This window comes from Pedobacter alpinus (genome assembly GCF_042684645.1).
Taxonomy (GTDB): Bacteria; Bacteroidota; Bacteroidia; order Sphingobacteriales; family Sphingobacteriaceae; genus Pseudopedobacter; species Pseudopedobacter alpinus.
Genome location: NZ_JBHULV010000008.1, coordinates 497,756 through 522,384, shown reverse-complemented (window position 1 = coordinate 522,384; position 24,629 = coordinate 497,756). Strand labels below are relative to the sequence as shown.

18 protein-coding genes are annotated in these 24,629 nt (G+C 35.8%); 9 read left to right on the top strand and 9 right to left on the bottom strand.

Features of this window, described 5'->3' with window-relative positions:
- Window positions 1–7,195: hypothetical protein (locus tag ACFSSE_RS03405; protein ID WP_379100707.1), on the bottom strand; the 7,195-nt coding region annotated here is incomplete at its 3' end.
- Between the two features lie 529 nt (window positions 7,196–7,724).
- Between ACFSSE_RS03405 and ACFSSE_RS03400 the strand changes: the two genes are divergently transcribed.
- Together ACFSSE_RS03400 and ACFSSE_RS03395 are read left to right on the top strand one after the other, a co-directional pair.
- Window positions 7,725–9,110 carry a LutB/LldF family L-lactate oxidation iron-sulfur protein gene (locus ACFSSE_RS03400; protein WP_379040453.1) on the top strand — a complete coding sequence of 462 codons (1,386 nt, stop codon included), beginning with the start codon at window positions 7,725–7,727 and terminating at the stop codon, window positions 9,108–9,110.
- A gap of 16 nt (window positions 9,111–9,126) precedes the next feature.
- A complete protein-coding gene (locus tag ACFSSE_RS03395) occupies window positions 9,127–9,744 on the top strand; it encodes a sprT domain-containing protein (protein ID WP_379040454.1) in 618 nt (205 codons plus the stop codon).
- A gap of 7 nt (window positions 9,745–9,751) precedes the next feature.
- On the opposite strand, the gene ACFSSE_RS03390 is transcribed toward ACFSSE_RS03395, so the two are convergent.
- From ACFSSE_RS03390 to rpsT, 7 genes are all read right to left on the bottom strand, one after another.
- The gene (locus tag ACFSSE_RS03390; RefSeq protein WP_379040455.1) at window positions 9,752–10,417 is read right to left on the bottom strand and encodes an MOSC domain-containing protein; all 666 of its coding nucleotides are present in this window, start codon (window positions 10,415–10,417) and stop codon (window positions 9,752–9,754) included.
- 114 nt (window positions 10,418–10,531) lie between these two features.
- Entirely contained in the window at window positions 10,532–11,410 is an 879-nt protein-coding gene (locus ACFSSE_RS03385; protein WP_379040456.1) for a hypothetical protein, read from the bottom strand.
- Window positions 11,411–11,466: 56 nt separating this feature from the next.
- Complete coding sequence (locus tag ACFSSE_RS03380; protein ID WP_379040457.1) at window positions 11,467–12,708, bottom strand: metallophosphoesterase; 1,242 nt, start codon at window positions 12,706–12,708, stop codon at window positions 11,467–11,469.
- 56 nt (window positions 12,709–12,764) lie between these two features.
- Entirely contained in the window at window positions 12,765–14,249 is a 1,485-nt protein-coding gene (locus ACFSSE_RS03375; protein WP_379040458.1) for a sigma 54-interacting transcriptional regulator, read from the bottom strand.
- A 104-nt stretch (window positions 14,250–14,353) separates the two neighbouring features.
- The gene (locus ACFSSE_RS03370; protein WP_379040459.1) at window positions 14,354–15,451 is read right to left on the bottom strand and encodes a vWA domain-containing protein; all 1,098 of its coding nucleotides are present in this window, start codon (window positions 15,449–15,451) and stop codon (window positions 14,354–14,356) included.
- Window positions 15,452–15,562: 111 nt separating this feature from the next.
- Complete coding sequence (gene radC / locus ACFSSE_RS03365) at window positions 15,563–16,264, bottom strand: RadC family protein (protein ID WP_379040460.1); 702 nt, start codon at window positions 16,262–16,264, stop codon at window positions 15,563–15,565.
- Window positions 16,265–16,342: 78 nt separating this feature from the next.
- Entirely contained in the window at window positions 16,343–16,594 is a 252-nt protein-coding gene (gene rpsT, locus ACFSSE_RS03360) for a 30S ribosomal protein S20 (protein ID WP_379040461.1), read from the bottom strand.
- 221 nt (window positions 16,595–16,815) lie between these two features.
- Here rpsT and ACFSSE_RS03355 point away from each other — a divergent pair, with 221 nt between their 5' ends.
- The 7 genes from ACFSSE_RS03355 (at window position 16,816) to ACFSSE_RS03325 (ending at window position 23,470) form a co-directional block, all read left to right on the top strand.
- Entirely contained in the window at window positions 16,816–17,781 is a 966-nt protein-coding gene (locus tag ACFSSE_RS03355) for a zinc dependent phospholipase C family protein (RefSeq protein WP_379040462.1), read from the top strand.
- Between the two features lie 56 nt (window positions 17,782–17,837).
- Window positions 17,838–18,410 carry a hypothetical protein gene (locus tag ACFSSE_RS03350; protein ID WP_379040463.1) on the top strand — a complete coding sequence of 191 codons (573 nt, stop codon included), beginning with the start codon at window positions 17,838–17,840 and terminating at the stop codon, window positions 18,408–18,410.
- A 121-nt stretch (window positions 18,411–18,531) separates the two neighbouring features.
- The gene (locus ACFSSE_RS03345; protein ID WP_379040465.1) at window positions 18,532–20,190 is read left to right on the top strand and encodes a glycine--tRNA ligase; all 1,659 of its coding nucleotides are present in this window, start codon (window positions 18,532–18,534) and stop codon (window positions 20,188–20,190) included.
- Window positions 20,191–20,332: 142 nt separating this feature from the next.
- Window positions 20,333–20,623: a hypothetical protein gene (locus tag ACFSSE_RS03340; protein WP_379100704.1), complete on the top strand. Its 291-nt coding sequence runs from the start codon at window positions 20,333–20,335 to the stop codon at window positions 20,621–20,623.
- 314 nt (window positions 20,624–20,937) lie between these two features.
- Window positions 20,938–21,141, top strand: coding sequence for a hypothetical protein (locus tag ACFSSE_RS03335; protein WP_379040468.1), 204 nt, complete (start codon window positions 20,938–20,940; stop codon window positions 21,139–21,141).
- Between the two features lie 298 nt (window positions 21,142–21,439).
- On the top strand, window positions 21,440–22,243 hold the full coding sequence (locus tag ACFSSE_RS03330; protein ID WP_379040470.1) for a murein L,D-transpeptidase catalytic domain family protein: 804 nt from the start codon (window positions 21,440–21,442) through the stop codon (window positions 22,241–22,243).
- 90 nt (window positions 22,244–22,333) lie between these two features.
- On the top strand, window positions 22,334–23,470 hold the full coding sequence (locus ACFSSE_RS03325; protein ID WP_379040471.1) for a lactonase family protein: 1,137 nt from the start codon (window positions 22,334–22,336) through the stop codon (window positions 23,468–23,470).
- 16 nt (window positions 23,471–23,486) lie between these two features.
- Here the strand turns inward: ACFSSE_RS03325 and namA are convergent, their stop codons facing one another.
- The gene (gene namA / locus ACFSSE_RS03320) at window positions 23,487–24,557 is read right to left on the bottom strand and encodes an NADPH dehydrogenase NamA (protein ID WP_379040472.1); all 1,071 of its coding nucleotides are present in this window, start codon (window positions 24,555–24,557) and stop codon (window positions 23,487–23,489) included.
- Between the last annotated feature and the right edge of the window lie 72 nt (window positions 24,558–24,629).

Below are 24,629 nucleotides of genomic sequence, written 5' to 3'. Positions count from 1 at the left end.
GCGCTCCTGTATCGCCTTTTGCTCCGGTTAAGCCAGTGTTCCCTGTTAAACCTTGTATCCCTTGCGCTCCTGTATCTCCTTTAGCTCCGGTTAAGCCAGTGTTTCCTGTTAATCCTTGGATACCTTGTGCTCCTGTATCACCTTTAGCACCAGTTGCGCCTGTGTTTCCTGTTAATCCTTGAATTCCTTGCGCTCCAGTATCTCCTTTTGCTCCGGTTAAGCCAGTGTTTCCTGTTAATCCTTGGATTCCTTGCGCTCCAGTTGCTCCTGTATTTCCTGTTATACCTTGTATTCCTTGTGCTCCTGTTGTACCCGTATTTCCTTGCGCTCCTGTATCTCCTTTAGCTCCGGTTAAGCCAGTGTTTCCTGTTAATCCTTGGATTCCTTGCGCTCCGGTATCGCCTTTTGCTCCGGTTAATCCAGTGTTTCCTATTAAACCTTGGATTCCTTGCGCTCCGGTATCTCCTTTTGCTCCGGTTAAGCCAGTGTTTCCTGTTAATCCTTGGATTCCTTGCGCTCCAGTTTCTCCTTTAGCACCTGTTGCGCCAGTGTTTCCAGTTAATCCTTGGATACCTTGTGCTCCTGTATCACCTTTAGCACCAGTTGCGCCTGTGTTTCCTGTTAATCCTTGAATTCCTTGCGCTCCTGTATCGCCTTTTGCTCCGGTTAAGCCAGTGTTCCCTGTTAAACCTTGTATCCCTTGCGCTCCTGTATCTCCTTTAGCTCCGGTTAAGCCAGTGTTTCCTGTTAATCCTTGGACCCCTTGTGCTCCTGTATCGCCTTTTGCTCCGGTTAATCCGGTATTTCCTGTGTCACCTTTTGCTCCGGTTAAGCCAGTGTTTCCTGTTAATCCTTGAATTCCTTGCGCTCCAGTATCTCCTTTTGCTCCGGTTAAGCCAGTGTTTCCTGTTAATCCTTGGATTCCTTGTGCTCCTGTATCTCCTTTTGCTCCGGTTAAGCCAGTGTTTCCTGTTAATCCTTGGATTCCTTGCGCTCCAGTTGCTCCTGTATTTCCTGTTATACCTTGTATTCCTTGCGCTCCTGTATCACCTTTTGCTCCGGTTAAGCCAGTGTTTCCTGTTAATCCTTGTATTCCTTGTGCTCCTGTATCGCCTTTTGCTCCGGTTAAGCCAGTGTTTCCTGTTATCCCTTGTATTCCTTGTGCTCCTGTATCGCCTTTTGCTCCGGTTAAGCCAGTGTTTCCTGTTAATCCTTGAATCCCTTGTGCTCCGGTATCTCCTTTTGCACCTGTTGCTCCTGTATTTCCTGTTATACCTTGTATTCCTTGTGCTCCTGTATCACCTTTTGCTCCGGCATCTCCTTTCTCTCCAGTTAAACCTTGGATTCCTTGTGCTCCTGTATCGCCTTTTGCTCCGGTTAAGCCAGTGTTTCCCGTTAAACCTTGGATCCCTTGTGCTCCAGTATCTCCTTTTGCTCCGGTTAAGCCAGTGTTTCCTGTTAAACCTTGAATCCCTTGCGGTCCAGTATCTCCTTTTGCACCTGTTGCTCCTGTATTTCCTGTTATACCTTGTATTCCTTGTGCTCCTGTATCACCTTTTGCTCCGGTTGCTCCTGTTAACCCTTGGATTCCTTGTGCTCCTGTAACTCCTTTTACTCCCGATATACCTTGAATACCTTGTTCTCCTGTTGATCCAGTTGCTCCGGTTAATCCTACTTCACCTTTCTCTCCTGTTGCTCCGGTTTCGCCTTTCTCACCTGTTGAACCGGTTGCTCCTGTTTCACCTTTCGCTCCTGTTGAACCGGTCGCTCCTGTTTCACCTTTCTCTCCTGTTGCTCCGGTTTCGCCTTTCTCACCTGTTGAACCGGTTGCTCCTGTTTCGCCTTTAGCTCCTGTTTCTCCTTTTACTCCCGATATACCTTGAATACCTTGTTCTCCTGTTGATCCAGTTGCTCCGGTTAATCCTACTTCACCTTTCTCTCCTGTTGCTCCAGTATCTCCTTTTGCTCCAGTTACACCTTGAATACCTTGTTCTCCTGTTGCTCCTGTTTCACCTTTCGCTCCAGTTACACCTTGAACACCTTTTTCTCCTGTATCGCCTTTTAAGCCAGTTGATCCAGTTGCACCTGTATTTCCTTGAATTCCTTGCGCTCCGGTCTCACCCTTCTCTCCTGTATCGCCTTTTGCACCAGTTGCGCCAGTTGCACCTATAGTTCCTTGAATACCTTGCGCTCCTGTATCACCTTTCTCTCCTGTATCTCCTTTTGCTCCAGTTACACCTTGAATACCTTGTTCTCCTGCTGAACCGGTTGCTCCTGTTAATCCTATTTCACCTTTCTCTCCTGTTGAACCGGTTGCTCCTGTTTCGCCTTTCTCTCCTGTTGGACCAGTTGCTCCGGTTAATCCTACTTCACCTTTCTCTCCTGTTGCTCCGGTTTCGCCTTTCGCTCCTGTTGAACCGGTTGCTCCTGTTTCGCCTTTAGCTCCGGTTATACCTTGTTCTCCTGTTGAGCCTGTTGCTCCTATTTCACCTTTTTCTCCTGTTGCTCCGGTTACACCTTGAATACCTTGTTCTCCTGTTGATCCAGTTGCTCCTGTTAATCCTATTTCACCTTTCTCTCCTGTTGAACCGGTTGAACCGGTTGCTCCTGTTAATCCTATTTCACCTTTCTCTCCTGTTTCGCCTTTAGCTCCGACTATACCTTGAATACCTTGTTCTCCTGTTGAGCCTGTTGCTCCTGTTAATCCTATTTCACCTTTCGCTCCAGTTAATCCTACTTCACCTTTCTCTCCTGTTGCTCCAGTATCTCCTTTTGCTCCAGTTACACCTTGAATACCTTGTTCTCCTGTTGATCCTGTTGCTCCTGCTAATCCTATTTCACCTTTCTCTCCTGTTGCTCCAGTATCTCCTTTTGCTCCAGTTACACCTTGAATACCTTGTTCTCCTGTTGATCCTGTTTCACCTTTCTCTCCTGTTGAACCGGTTGCTCCTGTTTCGCCTTTAGGTCCAGTATCTCCTTTTGCTCCGGTTATACCTTGAATACCTTGTTCTCCTGTTGCTCCTGTTTCACCTTTCGCTCCAGTTACACCTTGAACACCTTGTTCTCCTGTTGGACCAGTTGCTCCTGTTAATCCTATTTCACCTTTCTCTCCTGTTGCTCCAGTATCTCCTTTTGCGCCAGTTACACCTTGAACACCTCGTTCTCCTGTTGCTCCTGTTTCACCTTTCGCTCCAGTTACACCTTGAACACCTTTTTCTCCTGTTGGACCAGTTGCTCCTGTTAATCCTATTTCACCTTTCTCTCCTGTTGAACCGGTTGCTCCTGTTTCGCCTTTAGGTCCTATTGGACCAGTTGCTCCTGTTAATCCTATTTCACCTTTCTCTCCTGTTGAACCGGTTGCTCCTATTTCACCTTTTTCTCCTGTTGATCCAGTTGCTCCTGTTAATCCTACTTCACCTTTCTCTCCTGTTGCTCCAGTATCTCCTTTTGCTCCAGTTACACCTTGAATACCTTGTTCTCCTGTTGGACCAGTTGCTCCTGTTAATCCTACTTCACCTTTCTCTCCTGTTGAACCGGTTTCGCCTTTCTCACCTGTTTCGCCTTTAGCTCCAGTATCTCCTTTTGCTCCCGTTACACCTTGAATACCTTGTTCTCCTGTTGCTCCTGTTGCTCCTGTTGCTCCGGTTAATCCTATTTCTCCTTTCTCTCCTGTTGCTCCAGTATCTCCTTTTACTCCCGATACACCTTGAATACCTTGTTCTCCTGTTGGACCAGTTGCTCCGGTTAATCCTATTTCACCTTTCTCTCCTGTTGAACCGGTCGCTCCTGTTTCACCTTTTGCTCCTGTTAATCCTATTTCACCTTTCTCTCCTGTTGAACCGGTTGCTCCTGTTTCGCCTTTAGCTCCTATTGGACCAATTGCCCCTGTTAATCCTATTTCACCTTTCTCTCCTGTTTCGCCTTTAGCTCCGACTATACCTTGAACACCTTGTTCTCCTGTTGGACCAGTTGCTCCTGTTAATCCTATTTCACCTTTCTCTCCTGTTGCTCCAGTATCTCCTTTTGCTCCAGTTACACCTTGAACACCTTGTTCTCCTGTTGGACCAGTTGCTCCTGTTAATCCTATTTCACCTTTCTCTCCTGTTGATCCAGTTGCTCCTGTTAATCCTATTTCACCTTTCTCTCCTGTTGAACCGGTTGCTCCTGTTAATCCTATTTCACCTTTCTCTCCTGTTGATCCAGTTGCTCCTGTTAATCCTATTTCACCTTTCTCTCCTGTTGAACCGGTTGCTCCTGTTAATCCTATTTCACCTTTCGCTCCAGTTAATCCTACTTCACCTTTCTCTCCTGTTGCTCCTGTTTCACCTTTCGCTCCAGTTAATCCTACTTCACCTTTCTCTCCTGTTGCTCCAGTATCTCCTTTTGCTCCAGTTACACCTTGAATACCTTGTTCTCCTGTTGCTCCTGTTTCACCTTTCGCTCCAGTTACACCTTGAACACCTTGTTCTCCTGTTGATCCTGTTTCACCTTTCGCTCCAGTTACACCTTGAACACCTTGTTCTCCTGTTGGACCAGTTGCTCCTGTTAATCCTATTTCACCTTTCTCTCCTGTTGAACCGGTTGCTCCTATTTCACCTTTTTCTCCTGTTGATCCAGTTGCTCCTGTTGAGCCTGTTGCTCCTATTTCACCTTTTTCTCCTATTGAACCGGTTTCGCCTTTAGCTCCAGTTACACCTTGAATACCTTGTTCTCCTGTTGATCCAGTTGCTCCTGTTTCACCTTTCGCTCCAGTTACACCTTGAACACCTTGTTCTCCTGTTGGACCAGTTGCTCCTGTTAATCCTATTTCACCTTTCTCTCCTGTTGAACCGGTTTCGCCTTTCTCACCTGTTGAACCGGTTGCTCCGGATAATCCTATTTCACCTTTCTCTCCTTTAGCTCCGGTTTCGCCTTTCTCACCTGTTGAACCGGTTGCTCCTGCTTCGCCTTTAGCTCCAGTATCTCCTTTTGCTCCGGCTATACCTTGAATACCTTGTTCTCCTGTTGATCCAGTTGCTCCTGTTAATCCTATTTCACCTTTCTCACCTGTTGAACCGGTTGCTCCTGTTTCGCCTTTAGCTCCAGTATCTCCTTTTGCTCCAGTTACACCTTGAACACCTTGTTCTCCTGTTGCTCCAGTTAATCCTGTTAATCCTATTTCACCTTTCTCTCCTGTTGGACCAGTTGCTCCTGTTAATCCTATTTCACCTTTCTCTCCTGTTGCTCCAGTTGCTCCTGTTAATCCTATTTCACCTTTCTCTCCTGTTGCTCCAGTATCTCCTCTTGCTCCAGTTACACCTTGAACACCTTGTTCTCCTGTTGGACCAGTTGCTCCTGTTAATCCTGTTTCGCCTTTTGCTCCAGTTACACCTTGAATACCTTGTTCTCCTGTTGATCCAGTTGCTCCGGTTAATCCTATTTCACCTTTCTCTCCTGTTGAACCAGTTTCGCCTTTCTCACCTGTTGAACCGGTTGCTCCGGATAATCCTATTTCACCTTTCTCTCCTTTAGCTCCGGTTTCGCCTTTCTCACCTGTTGAACCGGTTGCTCCTGCTTCGCCTTTAGCTCCAGTATCTCCTTTTGCTCCGGCTATACCTTGAATACCTTGTTCTCCTGTTGATCCAGTTGCTCCTGTTAATCCTATTTCACCTTTCTCACCTGTTGAACCGGTTGCTCCTGTTTCGCCTTTAGCTCCAGTATCTCCTTTTGCTCCAGTTACACCTTGAACACCTTGTTCTCCTGTTGCTCCAGTTAATCCTGTTAATCCTATTTCACCTTTCTCTCCTGTTGAACCGGTTGCTCCTGTAGAACCGGTTGCTCCTGTTTCGCCTTTAGCTCCAGTTATACCTTGTTCTCCTGTTGAGCCTGTTGCTCCTATTTCACCTTTCTCTCCTGTTGAACCGGTTGCTCCTGTTTCGCCTTTCTCTCCTGTTGATCCAGTTGCTCCAGTATCTCCTTTTGCTCCAGTTACACCTTGAATACCTTGTTCTCCTGTTGATCCAGTTGCTCCTGTTTCACCTTTAGCTCCAGTATCTCCTTGAATTCCTTGTTCTCCTGTTGATCCAGTTGCTCCTGTTAATCCTACTTCACCTTTCTCTCCTGTTGCTCCAGTATCTCCTTTTGCTCCTGTTTCGCCTTGAATACCTTGTTCTCCTGTTTCACCTTTCGCTCCAGTTACACCTTGAACACCTTGTTCTCCCGTTGGACCAGTTGCTCCTGTTAATCCTATTTCACCTTTAGCTCCAGTATCTCCTTTTGCTCCGGCTATACCTTGAATACCTTGTTCTCCTAATGAGCCTGTTGCTCCTGTTAATCCTATTTCACCTTTCTCTCCTTTAGCTCCGGTTTCGCCTTTAGCTCCGGTTGCTCCAGTTACACCTTGAATACCTTGTTCTCCTGTTGATCCGGTTGCTCCTGTTTCACCTTTTAAACCTTGAATTCCTTGCGCACCATTTAAACCTTTTGGGCCGGTCAAACCAGTTAAGCCAGTCGCTCCTGTAGCACCTTTTAATCCAACAATTCCTGGATCACCTTTTAAACCTTTCTCACCTGTAGCTCCTTTTTCTCCTTGTAAACCGGTTGGTCCTGTATCTCCTTTTAATCCCTTTTCTCCTTGAATTCCTGTTGCTCCTTTCTCCCCTTGAATTCCTGCTACTCCTGTTGCACCTGTAGCCCCCTTCTCTCCTTGAATTCCTGTTGCACCTGTAGCTCCCTTCTCTCCTTGAATTCCTTGTGCTCCAGCTGGACCTACACTGCCAGTACTATTTTGTGAATTACTATTTCCGCTTGATTTTGCATACATAGCAAATGGAACTGCTAGCAACTCTGAACTTCCAAATGGTTGGAAATTGTTATTTCCTGTTAAATCAAGTTCAACCTTAAGAAAATAGTTAGAAACAGAAAAATCAACATCTGTAAGTTTAATCGAACTTAAAGGCACTCCTCTTCCTATTATATGGTTAAAAAGTCCAAACTGATTAGTAGTTACTTTCTGAGTTTCTGAATAAACTTCAACACCATTAGACGATCCACTTAAGATGGTAAATCGAGCATTTATTTTTTGAGTGGCAAGTTCCTTTCCATCAGCTTTTCTAACAACAGCTTGATATTGAAAGCCATTCATTCCATCTTGAGCAAAAGTATTAGCGGTTAAGAAAAATAAAACGCCTAAAAGGAGAAGTAGGTTTTTTTTCATACAATTTTATAATATAATATTCGTTTTTTTACAAGTTATAAGCCAGCAATAGCTCATTATAGTAATTTATTGATTAAACATTTTTTTTGGTACAATACTTGCCTTAATTTGCTTTAATAAGCAGCATAGTATTATAATATTTTATTTTTTATTTTTTCTTGAAATTTAACTTTTTATTTAAATGAGATATTTCCAGAGAAATTTATGGAAAATAATCTCGTTTTACGCAAAAACGGGAAATTTTATCTCGGCACTCTAAATGTATAGTTTTGCACAATTAGCGCTAATAAGTGTTAATAACTTTCCGTAAAATCTCCAATTTCACAATAATATTCTTTCAGCTACTCAACATATTTTAAATCTTTATTCTAATAATTTATGTTAATACTTTACCATTAATATATCTAAGCGCATTTTGAATTACCAATACCAATTATACGAACGTTTAAGTGCTTAAGTTGTATATTTTTCACACAAAGGGAATTTAGCTATGGAAGCTTTTTTTAAAAAGAAATAGTAAATTTGAAGCATGAGTAAAACGGCCGAAAAATTTGTAGAAATTTCTACACAAAAATCCTTTGATATTGCCCATAGGGGAACAATTAATAATAACATCGGAAAATATGATTTGGCCGTTCAGAAAGGTTTATCAAGATTAATAAATTTAGATTACGCCAAGAAAAAAGGCCATCAAATTAAATGGAAAGTAATGGAAAATTTAGACAAATTATTGCCTGAATTTGAAAGTAATTTCCAAAAAAATGGGGGTAAAGTTATATGGGCAAACACCATTGATGAGGCTAATCAAGAAATACTCAATATTTTAAAAAAAGTAAACGCAAAATCTGTTATCAAATCAAAATCTATGGTAACAGAGGAAATTCATTTGAATGAATTTTTAGAGAAGAATGGGATTGAATCTTTAGAGTCGGATTTAGGCGAGTATATTGTTCAGCTATTGGGGCAAAAACCATATCATATTGTTACTCCAGCAATGCACTTAAGCAAAGAAGATATTGCTAAGCTATTCCATGAAAAATTTGGAACACCAATTGATGCCACACCTCAACAACTCACATTAAAAGCAAGAGAATTATTAAGAGATAAATATTTAAGTGCAGATGTTGGTATTACTGGAGCTAACTTTTTAATTGCTGATACAGGGAGTATTGCAATAACAGAAAATGAAGGTAATGCCAGACTAACTACAACTTTTCCGAAAATCCATATTGCTATCGTGGGTATAGAAAAAATGATTCCGTCTATTGCGGATTTAGATTTGTATTGGCCAATGCTTTCTACACACGGAACTGGACAAAATTTAACGGTTTACAACACCATCTTAAGTGGACCTAAAAAAGATAGTGAAACTGATGGTCCAGAAGAAATGTATGTGATTTTATTAGACAACGGACGTACAGATCTTTTAGCCCAAAAAGAACAAAGGCAAGGTTTGTATTGCATTAGATGTGGCGCTTGTTTAAACGGTTGTCCAATTTATAAAAATATTGGAGGCCATGCATACGATACTACTTACAGTGGACCAATAGGTTCTATTATTACTCCGCATTTAAAGGGAATGGAAAATTTTAAACATCTAAGCTATGCATCTAGCTTATGTGGTAAATGTTCTGAAGTTTGCCCCGTTAAAATAGATATCCATAAAATGTTATTATTAAACAGGAAAGATGCTGTTACCAAAAATTTTAATACAAAAACAGAAAGCTTAGGTTGGTATTTTTGGAAAACAGGGATGTTGAAAAGGAGCTATATGGATATGTTTGGAGGTAAATTTAAAAATTTTATGATGAATAAATTTTTTAAGAAAACTTGGGGAGACAAAAGAGAATTACCTAAAGTTGCAGAGGAATCTTTCAGCAAGCAATGGAAGAAAAATAATCCGTCAAAAAATTAAATACTTCTTAATATAAATGATTGACAAAAAAGTTGAGATTCTTTCTAAGTATGTTCCAGCAGCGGCAGCTCCATTAATTGCCAAATGGATTGACTTTTATAAAGTTGATTTTAAGATTTCGAGAAGTAGAAATAGTAAGTTTGGAGATTACATGCCACCTCAAAGAGGGTATGGACACAAAATATCTGTAAATTACAATTTAAATGTTTATGCTTTTTTAGTGACTACGGTACACGAGTTTGCCCATTTAGTTACATGGAATGATTTGAAACATTTAGCCAAACCACATGGAGTTGAATGGAAAAATAATTTTAAAAAAATGATGCAACCATTTTTTGAACTTAATATTTTCCCTAATGATATCAAATTTACAGTAGTAAATTATTTGGAGAACCCTGCTGCATCTAGCTGTTCTGATATTAATTTATACAAAGCATTGAGAAGTTATGATGAGAAACCTGCTGGTGCGTTAAATGTAGAACAAGTTTTAGAAAATCAGTTTTTTACCATGAAAAACGGTAGAACTTTTAAAAAGTTAGAGAAAATAAGAAAACGTTACCGTTGCATTGAAGTCAAATCGGGTTTGATTTATTTATTTAGCCCTATTGCAGAAGTTTATTTAACAGAAAATTAACAAAAAATCATTTAGCCTTTCTCAACAACACTTCAAATTTCTCTCTCCACTCTAATGTAAGTTCTTCCAAATCAATCAAACGTTGTAATTCTTCTTTATTTTTAATATCATGATAACGAATGTGATTGATATGCATAACAGATATTTTTTTGGGATGAGTATAAGCATGAACTAATTGGTCTGTTTTTTTCACTATTCCTTCTTTAATTGTTCTTAAATAAAAACCTGTATAGCCTGTTTGCTGACAAAGCAATGGAAACTTTTTGAAGTTATATCTAATTCCTATAATGTAGCAAGGTCCACGAGGCTCTGAAACTTCTACAATTGCCTCTCCCAACTGATATCTATCACCAACAAACACGTTTTCTTCTAAAGCACCTTCTCCTTCCAAAGTTAAATTTTCTCCAAATGCTGCAAAACCTAAATCAAAACCCAACTCTTTTTTCCAATAAGGAAATCTATCTGCATTATAACAGCAAATGGCTTTATCATTCCCACCGTGATGTTTTTTATCAGCAACGGTGTCTCCGCTAAAACCTGTAAATGTTAAATAAATTTCCTCTTCTTGTATTGGCAATTTACAATAAGACGTTTTTACACTTTGGTGATCTGCCTTTAAAACTTCGGCCTTATCTTTTATATTTATTGATTTAATCAAAATATTTTTACTCATGTTTTTCATCAAGTTACAGTTTGCGTTAGGGATTGAAATGTAAATCCTTTTTTGTCACTCTGAAGTCGAAGAGTAAGAAAAAAAAGATTGTAATGTAAAGCCCGCCCGAACGCCCTAAATTATAAAATTAAAAAAAAGTAACATCATGTATTGTAATATTAGTGTACCATCTAAATAGAAAAAATAGTAGTACTCATTTTTCTCCCATTTAGATTTAAAGATGAGCCAGCCAGACAAAATTATTGTAAAAGCTAGGCCAAAAAAATCAGGATCAAAACCTTTATTCCTAAATACAAAAAGTAAAATCAAGTAAACTATTAGCATCATTTGGCAAAATAGGTAAGCTTTCTTTTCGCCAAAAATGGTAGGTATGGTTTTAAGATCAAAAACTTTATCCTGAAAAATATCCCTAACATCAAAAGGAATGGTTATGGCAGCAATAAAAAGAAATCTTTTAAATATTAGTATAGAAAGATTAAAGACTGATATGTTCAGATTTTGTGTTTCCTGCATCTGAAAATAAGGCATAAGCACAGAACTAAATGCCCAAACCAATGCAATTAAAAATAGTTTTAAACCGGGTATATTTCTTAATCCGAACTTTCTATTTTTTGATTTAAAAAGTGGAATTGCGTAACCCAATGACAGCAAACCTAAAAAAAAAATTAAAATTTGAGACTTAAAATTGAGCAGAAAAAAAAGAGGAATAATTGCTAAAACTGCAATTGCTGTGAAACTAAAATTTAATTTATAGTTTTTAAAAATCCAGCGTACTCGGTGGTATTTTGAAAACTCTGGATTTTTAGGTTGCTGTATTAAAATGCTAAAATTATAGGTTAATAAGGTTGAAAAAAACAAAAAAACAAGCACAACCCAAGAGGCAGCAAAACCTAATAAATGATAAGTAACCAATCCTTGAGCTAAGGCGCCTAACGATATAAAAACATTACTAAAGAGTAAAAAATCTAATGGTTTTTGAAAGTACTTTATCATCTAAAAATGCTAGAAGCAGAAAGCCAAAGGCCAAAAGCAAAAAAGAATGTTAAACGCTATCCTCTCTTCAATTCAAATATCGTTATTTCGGGTAAAATTCCTACCCTACCTGGGTAACCTAAAAACCCATAACCCACATTTACATACAATTGCTGATTTCCTTCCTTGTACAAGCCATCCCATTCGTCATAAACATATTGAACAGGACTCCATTTAACATACTCCGTTTCGATACCAAATTGTGCACCATGGGTGTGCCCAGCAAAAGAAGCGTCAATTTGCGGGTATTTCTCTAAAACTTCAGCTCTCCAATGAGATGGGTCATGAGATAAAAGCAATTTAACGGGGAAATCATCTGTATTTTTAATAGCCTCTTCCATTTTTCCGAATTTCGGAAAACGCCCACCTCCCCAATTTTCAATTCCTAAAACACCAATTTCTGCTCCATCAACTTTTAAGCTCCTGTTTTCGTTCATCAATAAATCCCAACCCATTAATTGATGTGTTTTTTTTACATCTTCTAAATTTTTATTTTGAGCAGCAGCATTTTTCCATTTCTCATACATTCCATAATCATGATTTCCCAAAACAGAATAAACACCTAACGGAGCCTTGATTTTAGAGAAAACATCTTGATAATCTCGCATTTCTGAGGCTTTTCCGTTCACTAAATCGCCTGTGAAAAACACGAAATCTGGCTTTTGATTCATTAACATTTCCACACCACCCAAAACAGCCTTTTTATTGTAAAAACTACCCGAATGTACATCTGATATTTGAGCCAACTTAATGCCATCAAATTCTTTTGGAAGGTTAGCGAAATAGAGTGCTTGCTTACGCACCCGATAATCATAAGCACCAGAAATTACGCCCCAACTTAAAGATGCAAATGGAACTGCTGCAACTGCCATTCCTGCTTTTACTAAAAACTCTGAACGTGGAATTGTATTTTCATTAGCTGTAACGGAATCATTTTCGGTGATTACTTTTCGTTTAACAAAAACAGCACCTCGCCTAATATCATCTACAAAAAGTATAATACTCCAAACTAGTTTGGTTACAAAAGTGATGAAATATGCAACTAAGAAAATTGTTTTTAACGATAGCCAGATATTAAAACTTAAGCTAACAAATACGCCCAATAGAACTATTAAGGTATATCCCCACCATAAAACCTTAAAATTCTGCTTTTTAGAAGAGCTCCTATTTGGATAAATGTTAAGTATTGCTTTGTAAATATATAAGTCAAATGCTATTAGCAAAAGCGCTACAAAACTTAATCCTATAATTTTCCCCATAAATTTATTGAGTGTTAATGAGTTTGAGACAGCAAAATATCAAATTACTTTAAGTACTAATACCTATCGTCAAAATTATCATCTTCATTTGTAAAATCGGCACTAAATAAGCTGTCAAACATATCTTTAAACTCAAATCCTTTTTCTAGGTAACTTTTGCTCACTAAAGAAAACTCGGCCAAACCATGTAACACAAACTCCATGTATAATAAAGTTTGGTTAGCACTTATATTGGGATGAAAAAGCTGAACAACCTGCTTTAATCCTGGGACTTCATTTAATGCCTTTTTATAATCCTTATCAGTAATATCGTCTAACAAGTTTACGCTATTTCCTGCAGCAAACCACTTGATGATATCACCATAAGGATTATCCTTTTTGGCTTTCTTCATCTTTTCTGGATCTGGAAAATAAGTTTGCAACATGGTTTTAATCGCTTTACCAATTAAAATGTTTGCCACCTTAGCTGGCCCCTCTAACTCGCCCTCATAAACCAATTCTATTTTACCGGTAATCGCAGGAATTACTCCTAAAAAATCACTGATACGTACAACTGTGTTTTTTTCGCTATTAATTAACATCCGGCGTTCTGCATGAGAAATTAAGTTTTCGTAAGCAGAAATTGTTAAACGAGCAGAAACTCCTGATTTTTTATCAATATATTCTGAACTACGAGCCTCGAAAGCAATTTGTTCTACCAAATCTTTCACTAAACCATCAGATTCTATTAATTTTTGTGCGGGTGTAATTAAGGCTTCTTGCTGTGTAATTTTACGAGAAATAGCTAAAGATTTTGGATAATGTGTTAAAATTTGACTTTCAATTCTATCTTTTAAAGGCGTTACAATAGACCCACGATTGGTATAATCCTCCGGATTTGCTGTAAACACAAACTGCACATCTAATGGCAAGCGTAATTTAAAACCACGAATTTGAATATCTTTTTCCTGCAAAATATTAAATAATGCCACTTGAATCCTCGCCTGTAAATCTGGTAATTCATTAATTACAAAAATGCTTCTGTGTGCTCTCGGTATTAAACCAAAATGAATTACACGTTCATCATTATAATTCAATTTTTGAGTGGCTGCTTTAATAGGGTCAACATCGCCAATTAAATCTGCAACAGTAACATCTGGTGTAGCTAATTTTTCTGTATATCTATCGCTACGGTGCCACCAAGCAATTGGAGTATCATCACCATGAATTTCAATGGTATTTTTCCCTGCCCAACTTATTGGGTTAAGCGGATCGTCATACAATTCTGAACCTGCAATGTAAGGCACATATTCGTCTAACAAATTAACCATTAATCTAGCAATTCTTGTTTTTGCTTGCCCTCTTAATCCCAATAAAAGAATATTATGGCGACTTAAAATTGCTGTTTGTAAATCGGGCATAACGGTATCTTCAAAACCAATTATACCTTCAAAACCTAAATCTTTATCCTTTAAACGGGCAATTAAGTTTTCTCGCAACTCTTCTTTAATTGATCTGCTTTTATATCCCGATTTTTTTAATTCTCCTAGTGTCTTTATCATTCTTATTAGTTTGTTAGGTGGTTAGTTTGTTAGATGGTTAGGATGTAGTTTGAGAGAATCTCTTCAATCTTGCTTCTCAAATCTCACATCTCTTCTCTCAAATCTTATCTCACCGTTTTTCTTCTATTTTTAATATAATCTTCAAATATGTATTCTCCCAAACCTTGCAAAGAACTATAAAATGCTCTCCCTCCATTCACTTCTGTAAATTTTCTTACAAATTGTTGTAAATATGGGTCTTGGGCAATCATAAAAGTAGTTATTGGAATGTTTAACCTTTTACATTGAGCAGCCATGGTTAAAGTTTTATTAATTACTTTTTTATCTAAACCCACACTATTTTTATAATACTTTAAACCTTCTTTTAAGCAAGTTGGTTTACCATCCGTTATCATAAATATTTGTTTGTTATGTGTTTTTCTTCTTCTTAATATATCAGTAGCCAGTTCTAAGCCTGCATAAGTATTGGTATGATATGGCCCCACTTGCAAGTAAGGTAAATCTTTGATAGTAATTGGCCAAGCATCGTTTCCAAATACTACTATATCTAAAGTATCTTTAGGGTATTTTGTTTGAATTAACTCGGCTAAAGCCATAGCCACTTTTTTGGCAGGGGTAATTCTATCTTCGCCGTACAAAATCATAGAATGCGAAATATCAATCATTAAAACAGTTGATGTTAATGTTTTATAATCTCTTTCTTCTACTTCTAAATCACGCTCGGTCATCATAAAATCTCCTATTCCATGATTTATTTGTGCATTTTGAATTGATGCCGTCATATCAATTTGATCAGAACTATCACCAAATTGATACTCTCTCCTATCTGCGTTTTTTTCTTCGCCGGTGCCAGATTGTGGCATGTTATGGTTTCCTTTTCCAGATTTTTTTAATTTCCCAAAAATCTCTTCTAAAGCAGATTGGCGAATACTTTGCTCAGTTTTACCAGTAATTTTAAAACCACCTTTGGGGCCGTCATCGCTCAAATAGCCTTTGCTTTTTAGGTCGTCAATAAAATCGCCCATGCCATAATCATTCTTGGTAATGTTATGCTGTTTATCAAGTTCGTTCATCCAAGATATAGCCTCATTGGGATCACCAGCCGAGTAATTCAATAGTTCTAAGAAAAGTTTAAGTAAATCATCAAAACCACCGTTAGGTAATTTTTGTGGTAAATATTTAGAAAATCCGTAACCTCTCATCTAAAATCTTATTTCTTTAATAACGATTTTATAAAGGTAAAAGTTTGGTTAAAGCTCAAAGTATTTTAGCTGTCATTTTATGAAGAGAATTTTTTATTAAAACTGGCTGCATTAAAAATGCCCTTCATCAGAAAAACTTGTGTAGCTATTACCAGCAAATATTAAATGATCTAAAACGCCAATATCTAGCAATTTACCTGCATCTTTCAATTTTTTTGTTAAATCTAAATCGGCTTGACTTGGTTTTAAATTTCCGGAAGGATGGTTATGCGCCAACACTATATTAGCAGCATTATGTTCTAACGCTGCTTTAAAAATAATTTTAGGATCGGCAATGGTACCTGCCTGCCCTCCTTTAGAAATTAAACTTTTGTGCAATACTTTATTGGCTTTGTTTAGCATTAATACCCAAAACTCTTCATGCAACAAATCAGCAAAATAGGGTGCTAATAAATCAAAAGCGTCTTTTGAAGTTAAAATCTTATCAAAATTAGAAAATTCAGTATCTTTTCTTCTTCTTCCTAATTCTAAACCAGCAATTATAGAAATGGCTTTTGCCTCTCCAATACCTTTAAATTTTGATAAATCTTGTACAGAAAGCTTTGCTAAGCTGGCTAAATTATTATTACAAGAGTATAAAATGCGCTTGCTTAAATCTACTGCAGATTCTGTTGTAGAACCAGAACCAATTAATATCGCAATTAATTCAGCATCAGTTAAATTTCTTCTACCTAAGGCTAAGAGTTTTTCTCTAGGTCTATCTTCCTCTGCCCAAGCTTTAATGGTTATTTTTTGTTCGTAAGGTAAATTCATAATTAAATCTACACAAAATTTTAAACAAAAAAAGGCAGAACTCTTTTCAGAATTCTGCCTTGATAAGTATTTTATAACCTATAAAGAGTTAGCGAACTTAGTCAATTTTGACTTATTGTTAGCAGCTTTATTTTTGTGGATTACGTTTTTCTTAGCTAAACGATCTAACATTGAAGTTACTTTTGGCAATAAAGCCAAAGCTTCTTCTTTGCTAACTGCGTTACGTAATTTTTTAACAAAAGTTCTTGTAGTTTTTGCTTGGTATCTGTTACGTAAACGTTTAGCCGCGTTTGCTCTAATTCTTTTTAATGCTGATTTATGATTTGCCATTGTTAGCTTTTTATTCCTTTTAAAACATTGCCTCTATTGAGGGTTGCAAATATAACGCTAATATTTTTAAATACAAATGCTATTTCAAAAAAAAATTATTTAAAAAAAACCTTGATTATGAATTGCATACATTAATTTTAAACTATTAATCTAATGTGATTGATTTTCAAATTTCAACCACAAATCAAAAATGCAGATTGTTATTTTAAGAATATATAAGAATGAAAAAAAAATACGCTGTTATTCTAATGCTATTGCCCTGTTTATTATTAACAGTATCATGGGGATTTTTTGCCCACCAAAGAATTAATAGGTTAGCTGTATTTACACTACCTAAAGATTTAATTGGCTTTTATAAAGCAAATATCAATTACGTAACAGAACATGCTGTTAACCCTGATAAAAGACGCTATGCCGATTCTTTAGAAGCTCCTAGGCATTACTTAGATGCCGACCATTTTGGTAAAGAACCTTTTGAAATTATCCCACGAAAGTGGGATGAAGCTGTTAAAAAATTGACCGAAGACACTTTGTATGCTTACGGAATTGTGCCTTGGCAAATACAGAGAACTTATACTAAATTAGTTTATGCGTTTAAAAACCGAGATTCTGTTTTAATTTTAAAGCATTCGGCAGATTTAGGTCATTACATAGCAGACGCCCATGTACCGTTACATACATCAGAAAACTACAACGGCCAAATGACCAACCAAGTTGGGATACATGGTTTTTGGGAAAGTAGGTTACCAGAACTTTTTGCAAATGATTACGACTATTTTGTAGGTAAAGCAAAATACATAGACAACCCATTAAATGCTGCCTGGGAAATAGTAGAAAACACTTACACTATGTTAGATTCTACACTAACTATTGAGAAAAATTTGAGTAATAAATTTCCACAAGACAGAAAATACACCTATAACGAGCGGAATAACAGGGTTATTAAAGAATATTCTATTGAATATTCTAAAGCATATCATGATGCGCTAAATGGAATGGTAGAAAAGCAAATGAGAAAATCAATTTTAAATGTTGGCAGTTTTTGGTATTCGGCATGGGTTGATGCAGGGCAACCAAATATGAAGAATTTAACAAAAAACACGCAAACCTTTGAAGAGAAAAAGAAAATTGAAGAAGAAGAGAAATTGTTTCAAAAAGGAAAAGCTTTAGGACGACCAGAAAATTAAAACATAACTCTAAGTTATGTTTTTGCGTACAACATTAAAACTGATTGATGTTGACGATGAAAAAATTGTACTTTTTACTATTATTAATTGGCTGTTTATTAAAAGGCACTGCAACGTTTTCGCAAAACAATAACCTACAAAATAATTCTCATTTTTTTTTAGGTGTTGATTTTAGAATTGCCACTTTAGTATCTGGCACAAGTATTAAAACAATAATGAGTCTTAAACTTGGTTATAACCAAAAAATAGCGAATGAAGTTTTTGCTGGCCCACAAATAAATGCATTATTTATAAAATCTCCAATAAACAGGGGTGCAAGAATTTCATTATTTGCAGGCCCATCGGTAGAATATGAGCATAAACAAACAGTATCCATAAATAAAATCAACAATTCTACATTTTTAAGCAGCAGGGCAAGTTGGGTGTTCCCGGTTAACCCAAAAACTAGTGATTATACTTATATGGATTGTATTTCTGTTGGTATTTCTTACAATAGTGATGACATATTTGGCTTTAATAAAACTGGATTAGACCTTAACTTAGATTTACAGCGTTACGATATTGGATTTTATAGCAAAGGTTTTAGCAGAATGGTTAACGTTAGCTCTGGTAGCCATACTACTTTTTAAAGCTTAACCGCACATCTTTTCTTAAATCATTACCAAGTCTTTAAAAATCTATCCTAATTTTAATTAAAAATTTATTCCACATATATACTTACAAAAGAGGTAATGCTATATTTGCAGCATCATGGCAAAAAATAACGAAGAAGAAATTTTCAAAAATGTGATATCACATGCTAAAGAATACGGTTTTGTGTTCCAAAGTAGTGAAATATATGATGGCTTAAGTGCCGTTTATGATTACGGACAATTGGGTGCCGAATTAAAAAACAACATTAAAACTTATTGGTGGAAAGCCATGGTGCAAATGCATGAAAACATTGTTGGAATTGATTCTGCAATATTTATGCATCCTAAAGTTTGGAAAGCTAGCGGCCACGTTGATGGTTTTAGCGACCCTATGATTGACAATAAGGATTCTAACAAACGTTACAGAGCCGACCAATTATTGGAAGATAAGATTGAACAATATTATAATGATGCTATTAGAATTGGGATTGATGAACGTAAAATCCAATTTCCAGATGAGCCAGAGTTAGTTCCAACTCTTATCGACCTAAATCATATTCGAAACAAAATAAAGGAAGGCGATCCTATCGATTTATCAAAATTCAGTGATTTGGTTCAATATGAATATAATTCAATAACTAAATCTGATGATTATAACAAAGCGATTTCACTTCAAATAGAAATGGATAATGCGCTTAAAGCTGAGGATTTACCTCGTTTAAAAGCATTAATAGAAGAACATAAAATCCAATGCCCAATCTCTAAAACTTCAAACTGGACAGACGTCCGTCAATTCAACCTGATGTTTTCTACCCAATTTGGGGCAATGGCAGAAGGCGCAGAAGAAGTTTATTTACGCCCAGAAACAGCTCAAGGTATTTTTGTGAACTTCTTGAACGTACAAAAATCTGGAAGAATGAAAATTCCTTTCGGTATAGCACAAATTGGAAAAGCCTTCAGAAATGAAGTAATTGCTCGCCAGTTTATTATGCGTATGCGTGAGTTTGAACAAATGGAAATGCAATTCTTTGTTCGCCCTGGCACTGAGATGGAATGGTATAACAAATGGAAAGAAACCCGTTTAAAATGGCATTTAGCTTTAGGCACAAATCCAGCTAAATACAAATACCACGATCATGCTAAATTAGCGCATTATGCCAATGCAGCCGTTGATATTGAATATGAATTCCCATTCGGTTTTAAAGAAGTCGAAGGTATTCACTCCCGTACTGATTTCGATTTAAGTCAGCACCAAGAACATTCAAGAAAAAAAATGCAATATTTTGACCCAGAGGTTGACCCACAAACAGGCAAACCTTACGGAAACTATATTCCTTATGTGATAGAAACTTCCATAGGTTTAGATCGTTTTTTCTTAGTTACCTTAATTAATTCTTTTGAAGAAGAAGATTTAAGTACAGAAGAGAAACAAGATTCGAGATCTGTTTTAAAGCTTCACCCTGCTTTAGCACCTTATAAAGCTGCGGTTTTACCATTAACTAAAAAAGATGGTTTGCCAGAAAAAGCAAGAGAAATAATGGATATGTTGAAACTAGATTTTAACATGGCTTATGATGAGAAAGATGCAATTGGTAAAAGATACCGCAGGCAAGATGCTATTGGAACACCTTATTGCATCACTATAGATTACGATTCTTTAGCAGATAATACCGTAACCATCCGTCATAGAGATAGTATGGCGCAAGAGAGAGTTGCCATTGCAGATTTGCCAAAAATAATTGGCGATTTAGTGAGCTGGAAAAATCTATTAAGCTAGCTATATCACAAATAATGCTCAATTAAATGCCTTTAAAAATATTTTTAAAGGCATTTTTTTGTTTTAGTGATATTATTTTTAATATTTTTTTATTAATATTAGCGAAAAATTAAATTTTCTAAAATAATACACAATAAAATTAATGGAAAGCTACGTAATACCGCTAAAATATAGAAAAATGGAAAATTTACACATCGTATTTTGGCTATTAAAAGATATAAGTTGGTGTTTATTTTGGAAACCAATTGGTATTATGATGATTATTCCAACACTAATAATTTCTATCATCATTGCTTATAGAACTAGGAAAATGGTTTCAGAGCTCTGTCATAATTTAGCTATATCAGTTTGGATATTTGCAAATTCTTTTTGGATGGTTACCGAATTTATTGGTATAGACGAAAAATATAGTTTTTGGAACTGTAACCTATAAGCATTTAGCACTAGTGCCATTTGTTTTAGGTGTAATTTGTCTCTTGTATTATTATTTGTATTGGAAAATTAAATATCCAGAAGAACCGGCTACAATGTAAAACAACAATTAGTTTAATTTAAGTTCACTTTTTAAGAAAAAAATTAAAATTTATTGTCATACAAAAATCATGTAAAGCAAAAACAGAGTTAATTTAACCCAATTTGTATATCTAATATTCTAACCTTCGTTAGTATTTACATGTAAGTAATTAATTAAAATAATTAGAACCTTTTTAAAAAAGCTCCGTACAAAAGAACTATAAACAGAAAATTATGTACAGATATAGAACTTTAATAAGCGCAGTAATTCTTGGAGTACTCATCAACTTATTAGTTGGTTTTACCTGTTCCTTGTTAGTTAGAACTATTTTTTTAGAAATATCTTTGTTAATTGTATTTATTACGTTGTTTTCTAAAAGAGAAGACAAAAAAGAGAGTGCTAAAAACAATCATCAAGATTTAAAAATTTATTTGTAACAAGCAATATATCAAGTTTATATTCACACAATAAGTTTAACAACAAAGTAAACTTTAATCATCTATTATTTCACAACTCTCCTTTTCCCCCCTTGTAAAACATTAAACCATTTGTTTTACAAAAGGTTATTATTAACAACTATCCTTCTTACATTTGACAAATAAATATAATATTGAACGACATAATTATTTAAAAAACACGTTAAAACAATGTGTATATATAGTGTCATTAAAAACATATAAATAGCCGTAATAAAATTAAAAATCGTATATTATATACTTATTAAGAAAGCATATTATGAAATTTATAAGAAATAAAAGATTTAAAACATATTCTGTAAAAGGGTTAATTGTGTGTACGTTTGTTCTTACATTTTTAAGCTTAAGCTGGAAAACTTCAAAAGACAAACCAACTATTTCGGCAACAAATAGTGTACACGATTCTATTAGTAACATTGTTAACAATGAAATTTCGTTTACTAATTTGGTTAATGACTTATATAAAGATGCTGATTTGAAAAAAGCGAATTTAGCTTTGCCCGTATTTGAAAAAGCACTGATTGGTTTTGTTAATTTAAAGAGTAAAAATGCTTTAAATGAAAATAAAGATATCCTTACTATTGTAGATTTCACAAAACCTAGTACCGAAAAAAGAATGTGGATTGTTGATTTAAAAAATAAAACTTTATTACTAAATACACATGTAGCGCATGGGCAAGGAAGTGGAGCAGATATGGCTACTAATTTTTCTAACATTGCGGAATCTCACCAAAGTAGTTTAGGTTTTTATATCGCAAGTGAAACCTATTTTGGCAAACACGGCTTATCTTTAAAATTAGATGGGCAAGATAAAGGCATTAATGATTTAGCAAGAGAAAGAGCAATTGTGGTGCATGGCGCTAAATACGTAAGTGAGAATTTTATTAAAAGTACTGGCCGTTTGGGTAGAAGTTATGGTTGCCCAGCAGTATCTGAAGAGTTAAATGCAAAAGTGATTGAATTAATAAAAGGAAAAACTTGCTTTTTCATTAATGGAAATAGTAAAAATTATCAATCTGCACTTTTAGACAATACAAACATGAGCGATATAGTTTCTATTTAAGTTTTTTGATCAAAAAAAACATTTAAAGCTTTCCAAAATTGGGAAGCTTTTTGTTTTTTACTACTATTGTAAATACATGATACATAATCTATGAAAATTAATCAATTTTACTTTTTATTATTAATGGCTCCACTTCTTTCTTTTGCACAAGTAAAAGAAAATGCCAAAAACTACCATTTAATTATTGGTACTTACACCAGAACGCAAACGAACGGACTTTTTGTTTATAAATTTGATACCGAGACTGGCAAATTAACTTTTGAATCTAAAACAGAAGGCGTTGTAAACCCATCCTATTTAGCTTTAAACCAAGACGAAACGAAAGTTTACAGTGTTAGCGAAGCTAATGGAAATAAAAGTGGCTTAAGTTCTTTTGATTTTGATGCAAAAAACGGTGTTTTAACATTTATTAATTCTGAGCCAACTAATAGCCAAGGGCCTTGCCACGTTACCGTTTCAAAAGATAATAAATTTGTTTTTGCTGCAAATTATGGGGGTGGTAGTTTAAGTGTGTTCCCTATAAATACAAACGGAAGTTTAGCTCCAGTGAGCCAATTAATTCAACATACCGGAAGTAGTATTAACAAAAAGAGACAAACTTCACCCCACGCACATTCTAGCAATTTTTCTCCAGATGGCAGTATTTTATACGTTGCAGATTTAGGGACTGATTATGTTAATGCTTATAAATACAATGCTAATAATAATCAACCTCTGCAAAAAGAGGAAGTTTCTGATGTAAAAATTGAACCGGGTTACGGCCCACGTCATTTCACTTTTAATAAAAAAGGCAATAAACTTTATGTAGTTACAGAGCTGGAAGCTTTTGTTTCTGTATTTGATCATAAAAACAACAAATCAAAACTTTTGCAAAATATTTCTATGAATGATGCGGACTTTAAAGGCACAAATGGCGCAGCTGATATTCATTTGTCAAATGATGGAAAGTTTTTATACGCTACCAACAGAGGAACTGCAAATGATATTGCGATTTTTAAAGTCGCAAAAAATGGGGAACTGACTAAAGTTGGCAATGTAAGTACAAAAGGTAAGTCTCCAAGAAATTTCACTATAGACCCAACAGATAACTTTTTATTAGTTGCTAATCAAGATACTAACGATGTTTATGTTTTTAAAAGAAACAAAAAAACTGGGTTGCTAACTTATACTGAAGAAATGATTAATGTTGGCGCTCCGGTTTGTTTGAAGTTTATTGGGGTGAAATAGGGTGTGTGAAATAAAATTAACGGAACTTAGCTCTTTCGTACTGAAGTGGCCATTTTACAGTTTCTTGCAATTCATGTGCTGCTCTTAAAGCTAAATTAGGATCTCTTAAAAACTCTCTTGCTATGAAAATTAAATCTGCTTGATTATTTTCTAATATATTTTCTGCTTCTTTAGAAGTAGTTATTAAACCAACTGCTCCCGTCATTATATTTGCAGCTTTTTTTATAGCTTCAGCAAACGGAACTTGATAAAGTGGTTTCACATCAATTTTTTGATATTCTACCAAACCGGCAGAAGAGCAGTCAATTAAATCAACTCCTTCAATTTTTAAAATTGCAGCTAATTTTATCGATTCTTCTATATCCCAGCCTCCATTGGCCCAATCTATTGCGGATATTCTCACAAAAATTGGTAAATCATGTGGCCAAACTAATTTTACAGCAGCCAAAATTTCTATTAAAAACCTAATTCTATTTTCAAAAGAACCACCATAATCATCTTTACGTTTGTTAGATAATGGTGATAAAAATTGATGGATTAAATAACCATGTGCTGCGTGTATTTCCAAAACTTTAAACCCAGCCTCCAAAGTTCTTAGTGTAGCATTTTTGAAATCTCCTATTATTGCAGCTATTTCAGAGATAGTTAATTCCTCTGGTAACAAAGACCCCTCTTTAAAAGATATCGCACTTGGCGCAACCCTTTTCCAGCCATTTTCTTCCTCAGGTAAAATTAAATCACTACCTTTCCAAGGTTCAGAATGACTAGCTTTTCTGCCAGCATGTGCCAATTGAATGCCAGCAACTGCACCTTGTTTATCTATAAATTGAGTAATTCTTTTCAATTGAAGAATATGTTCATCGCTCCATATACCTAAATCATGAGGAGTAATTCTTCCCTCAGGCGAAACCGCAGCTGCCTCCGTAAATATAAGTCCCGCTCCTCCTACTGCTCGGCTACCTAAATGTACCAAATGCCAATCATCTGCGAAACCATTTTTGCTTGAATATTGACACATTGGAGAAACTACAAATCTATTTTTTAAAATAATTGATTTTATTTGAAGTGTTTGGAATAACTTTGACATATTTTTAAAATTAAATTTTGACTGAAATTAGCACAAAATTTATAAACTGAATGTCAATTTAAGTAATGTAAA

What these genes read in the sequence shown, in the direction of transcription:
- ACFSSE_RS03400 (WP_379040453.1), top strand. Translation starts at nt 7,725, where the DNA reads ATGAGTAAAACGGCCGAAAAATTTGTAGAAATTTCTACACAAAAATCC.
- ACFSSE_RS03380 (WP_379040457.1), bottom strand. Translation starts at nt 12,708, where the DNA reads ATGGGGAAAATTATAGGATTAAGTTTTGTAGCGCTTTTGCTAATAGCA.
- ACFSSE_RS03340 (WP_379100704.1), top strand. Translation starts at nt 20,333, where the DNA reads ATGGAAAGCTACGTAATACCGCTAAAATATAGAAAAATGGAAAATTTA.
- ACFSSE_RS03335 (WP_379040468.1), top strand. Translation starts at nt 20,938, where the DNA reads ATGTACAGATATAGAACTTTAATAAGCGCAGTAATTCTTGGAGTACTC.
- ACFSSE_RS03395 (WP_379040454.1), top strand. Translation starts at nt 9,127, where the DNA reads ATGATTGACAAAAAAGTTGAGATTCTTTCTAAGTATGTTCCAGCAGCG.
- ACFSSE_RS03370 (WP_379040459.1), bottom strand. Translation starts at nt 15,451, where the DNA reads ATGAGAGGTTACGGATTTTCTAAATATTTACCACAAAAATTACCTAAC.
- ACFSSE_RS03350 (WP_379040463.1), top strand. Translation starts at nt 17,838, where the DNA reads ATGAAAAAATTGTACTTTTTACTATTATTAATTGGCTGTTTATTAAAA.
- namA (WP_379040472.1), bottom strand. Translation starts at nt 24,557, where the DNA reads ATGTCAAAGTTATTCCAAACACTTCAAATAAAATCAATTATTTTAAAA.
- rpsT (WP_379040461.1), bottom strand. Translation starts at nt 16,594, where the DNA reads ATGGCAAATCATAAATCAGCATTAAAAAGAATTAGAGCAAACGCGGCT.
- ACFSSE_RS03355 (WP_379040462.1), top strand. Translation starts at nt 16,816, where the DNA reads ATGAAAAAAAAATACGCTGTTATTCTAATGCTATTGCCCTGTTTATTA.
- ACFSSE_RS03345 (WP_379040465.1), top strand. Translation starts at nt 18,532, where the DNA reads ATGGCAAAAAATAACGAAGAAGAAATTTTCAAAAATGTGATATCACAT.
- ACFSSE_RS03385 (WP_379040456.1), bottom strand. Translation starts at nt 11,410, where the DNA reads ATGATAAAGTACTTTCAAAAACCATTAGATTTTTTACTCTTTAGTAAT.
- ACFSSE_RS03330 (WP_379040470.1), top strand. Translation starts at nt 21,440, where the DNA reads ATGAAATTTATAAGAAATAAAAGATTTAAAACATATTCTGTAAAAGGG.
- ACFSSE_RS03325 (WP_379040471.1), top strand. Translation starts at nt 22,334, where the DNA reads ATGAAAATTAATCAATTTTACTTTTTATTATTAATGGCTCCACTTCTT.
- ACFSSE_RS03390 (WP_379040455.1), bottom strand. Translation starts at nt 10,417, where the DNA reads ATGAGTAAAAATATTTTGATTAAATCAATAAATATAAAAGATAAGGCC.
- radC (WP_379040460.1), bottom strand. Translation starts at nt 16,264, where the DNA reads ATGAATTTACCTTACGAACAAAAAATAACCATTAAAGCTTGGGCAGAG.
- ACFSSE_RS03375 (WP_379040458.1), bottom strand. Translation starts at nt 14,249, where the DNA reads ATGATAAAGACACTAGGAGAATTAAAAAAATCGGGATATAAAAGCAGA.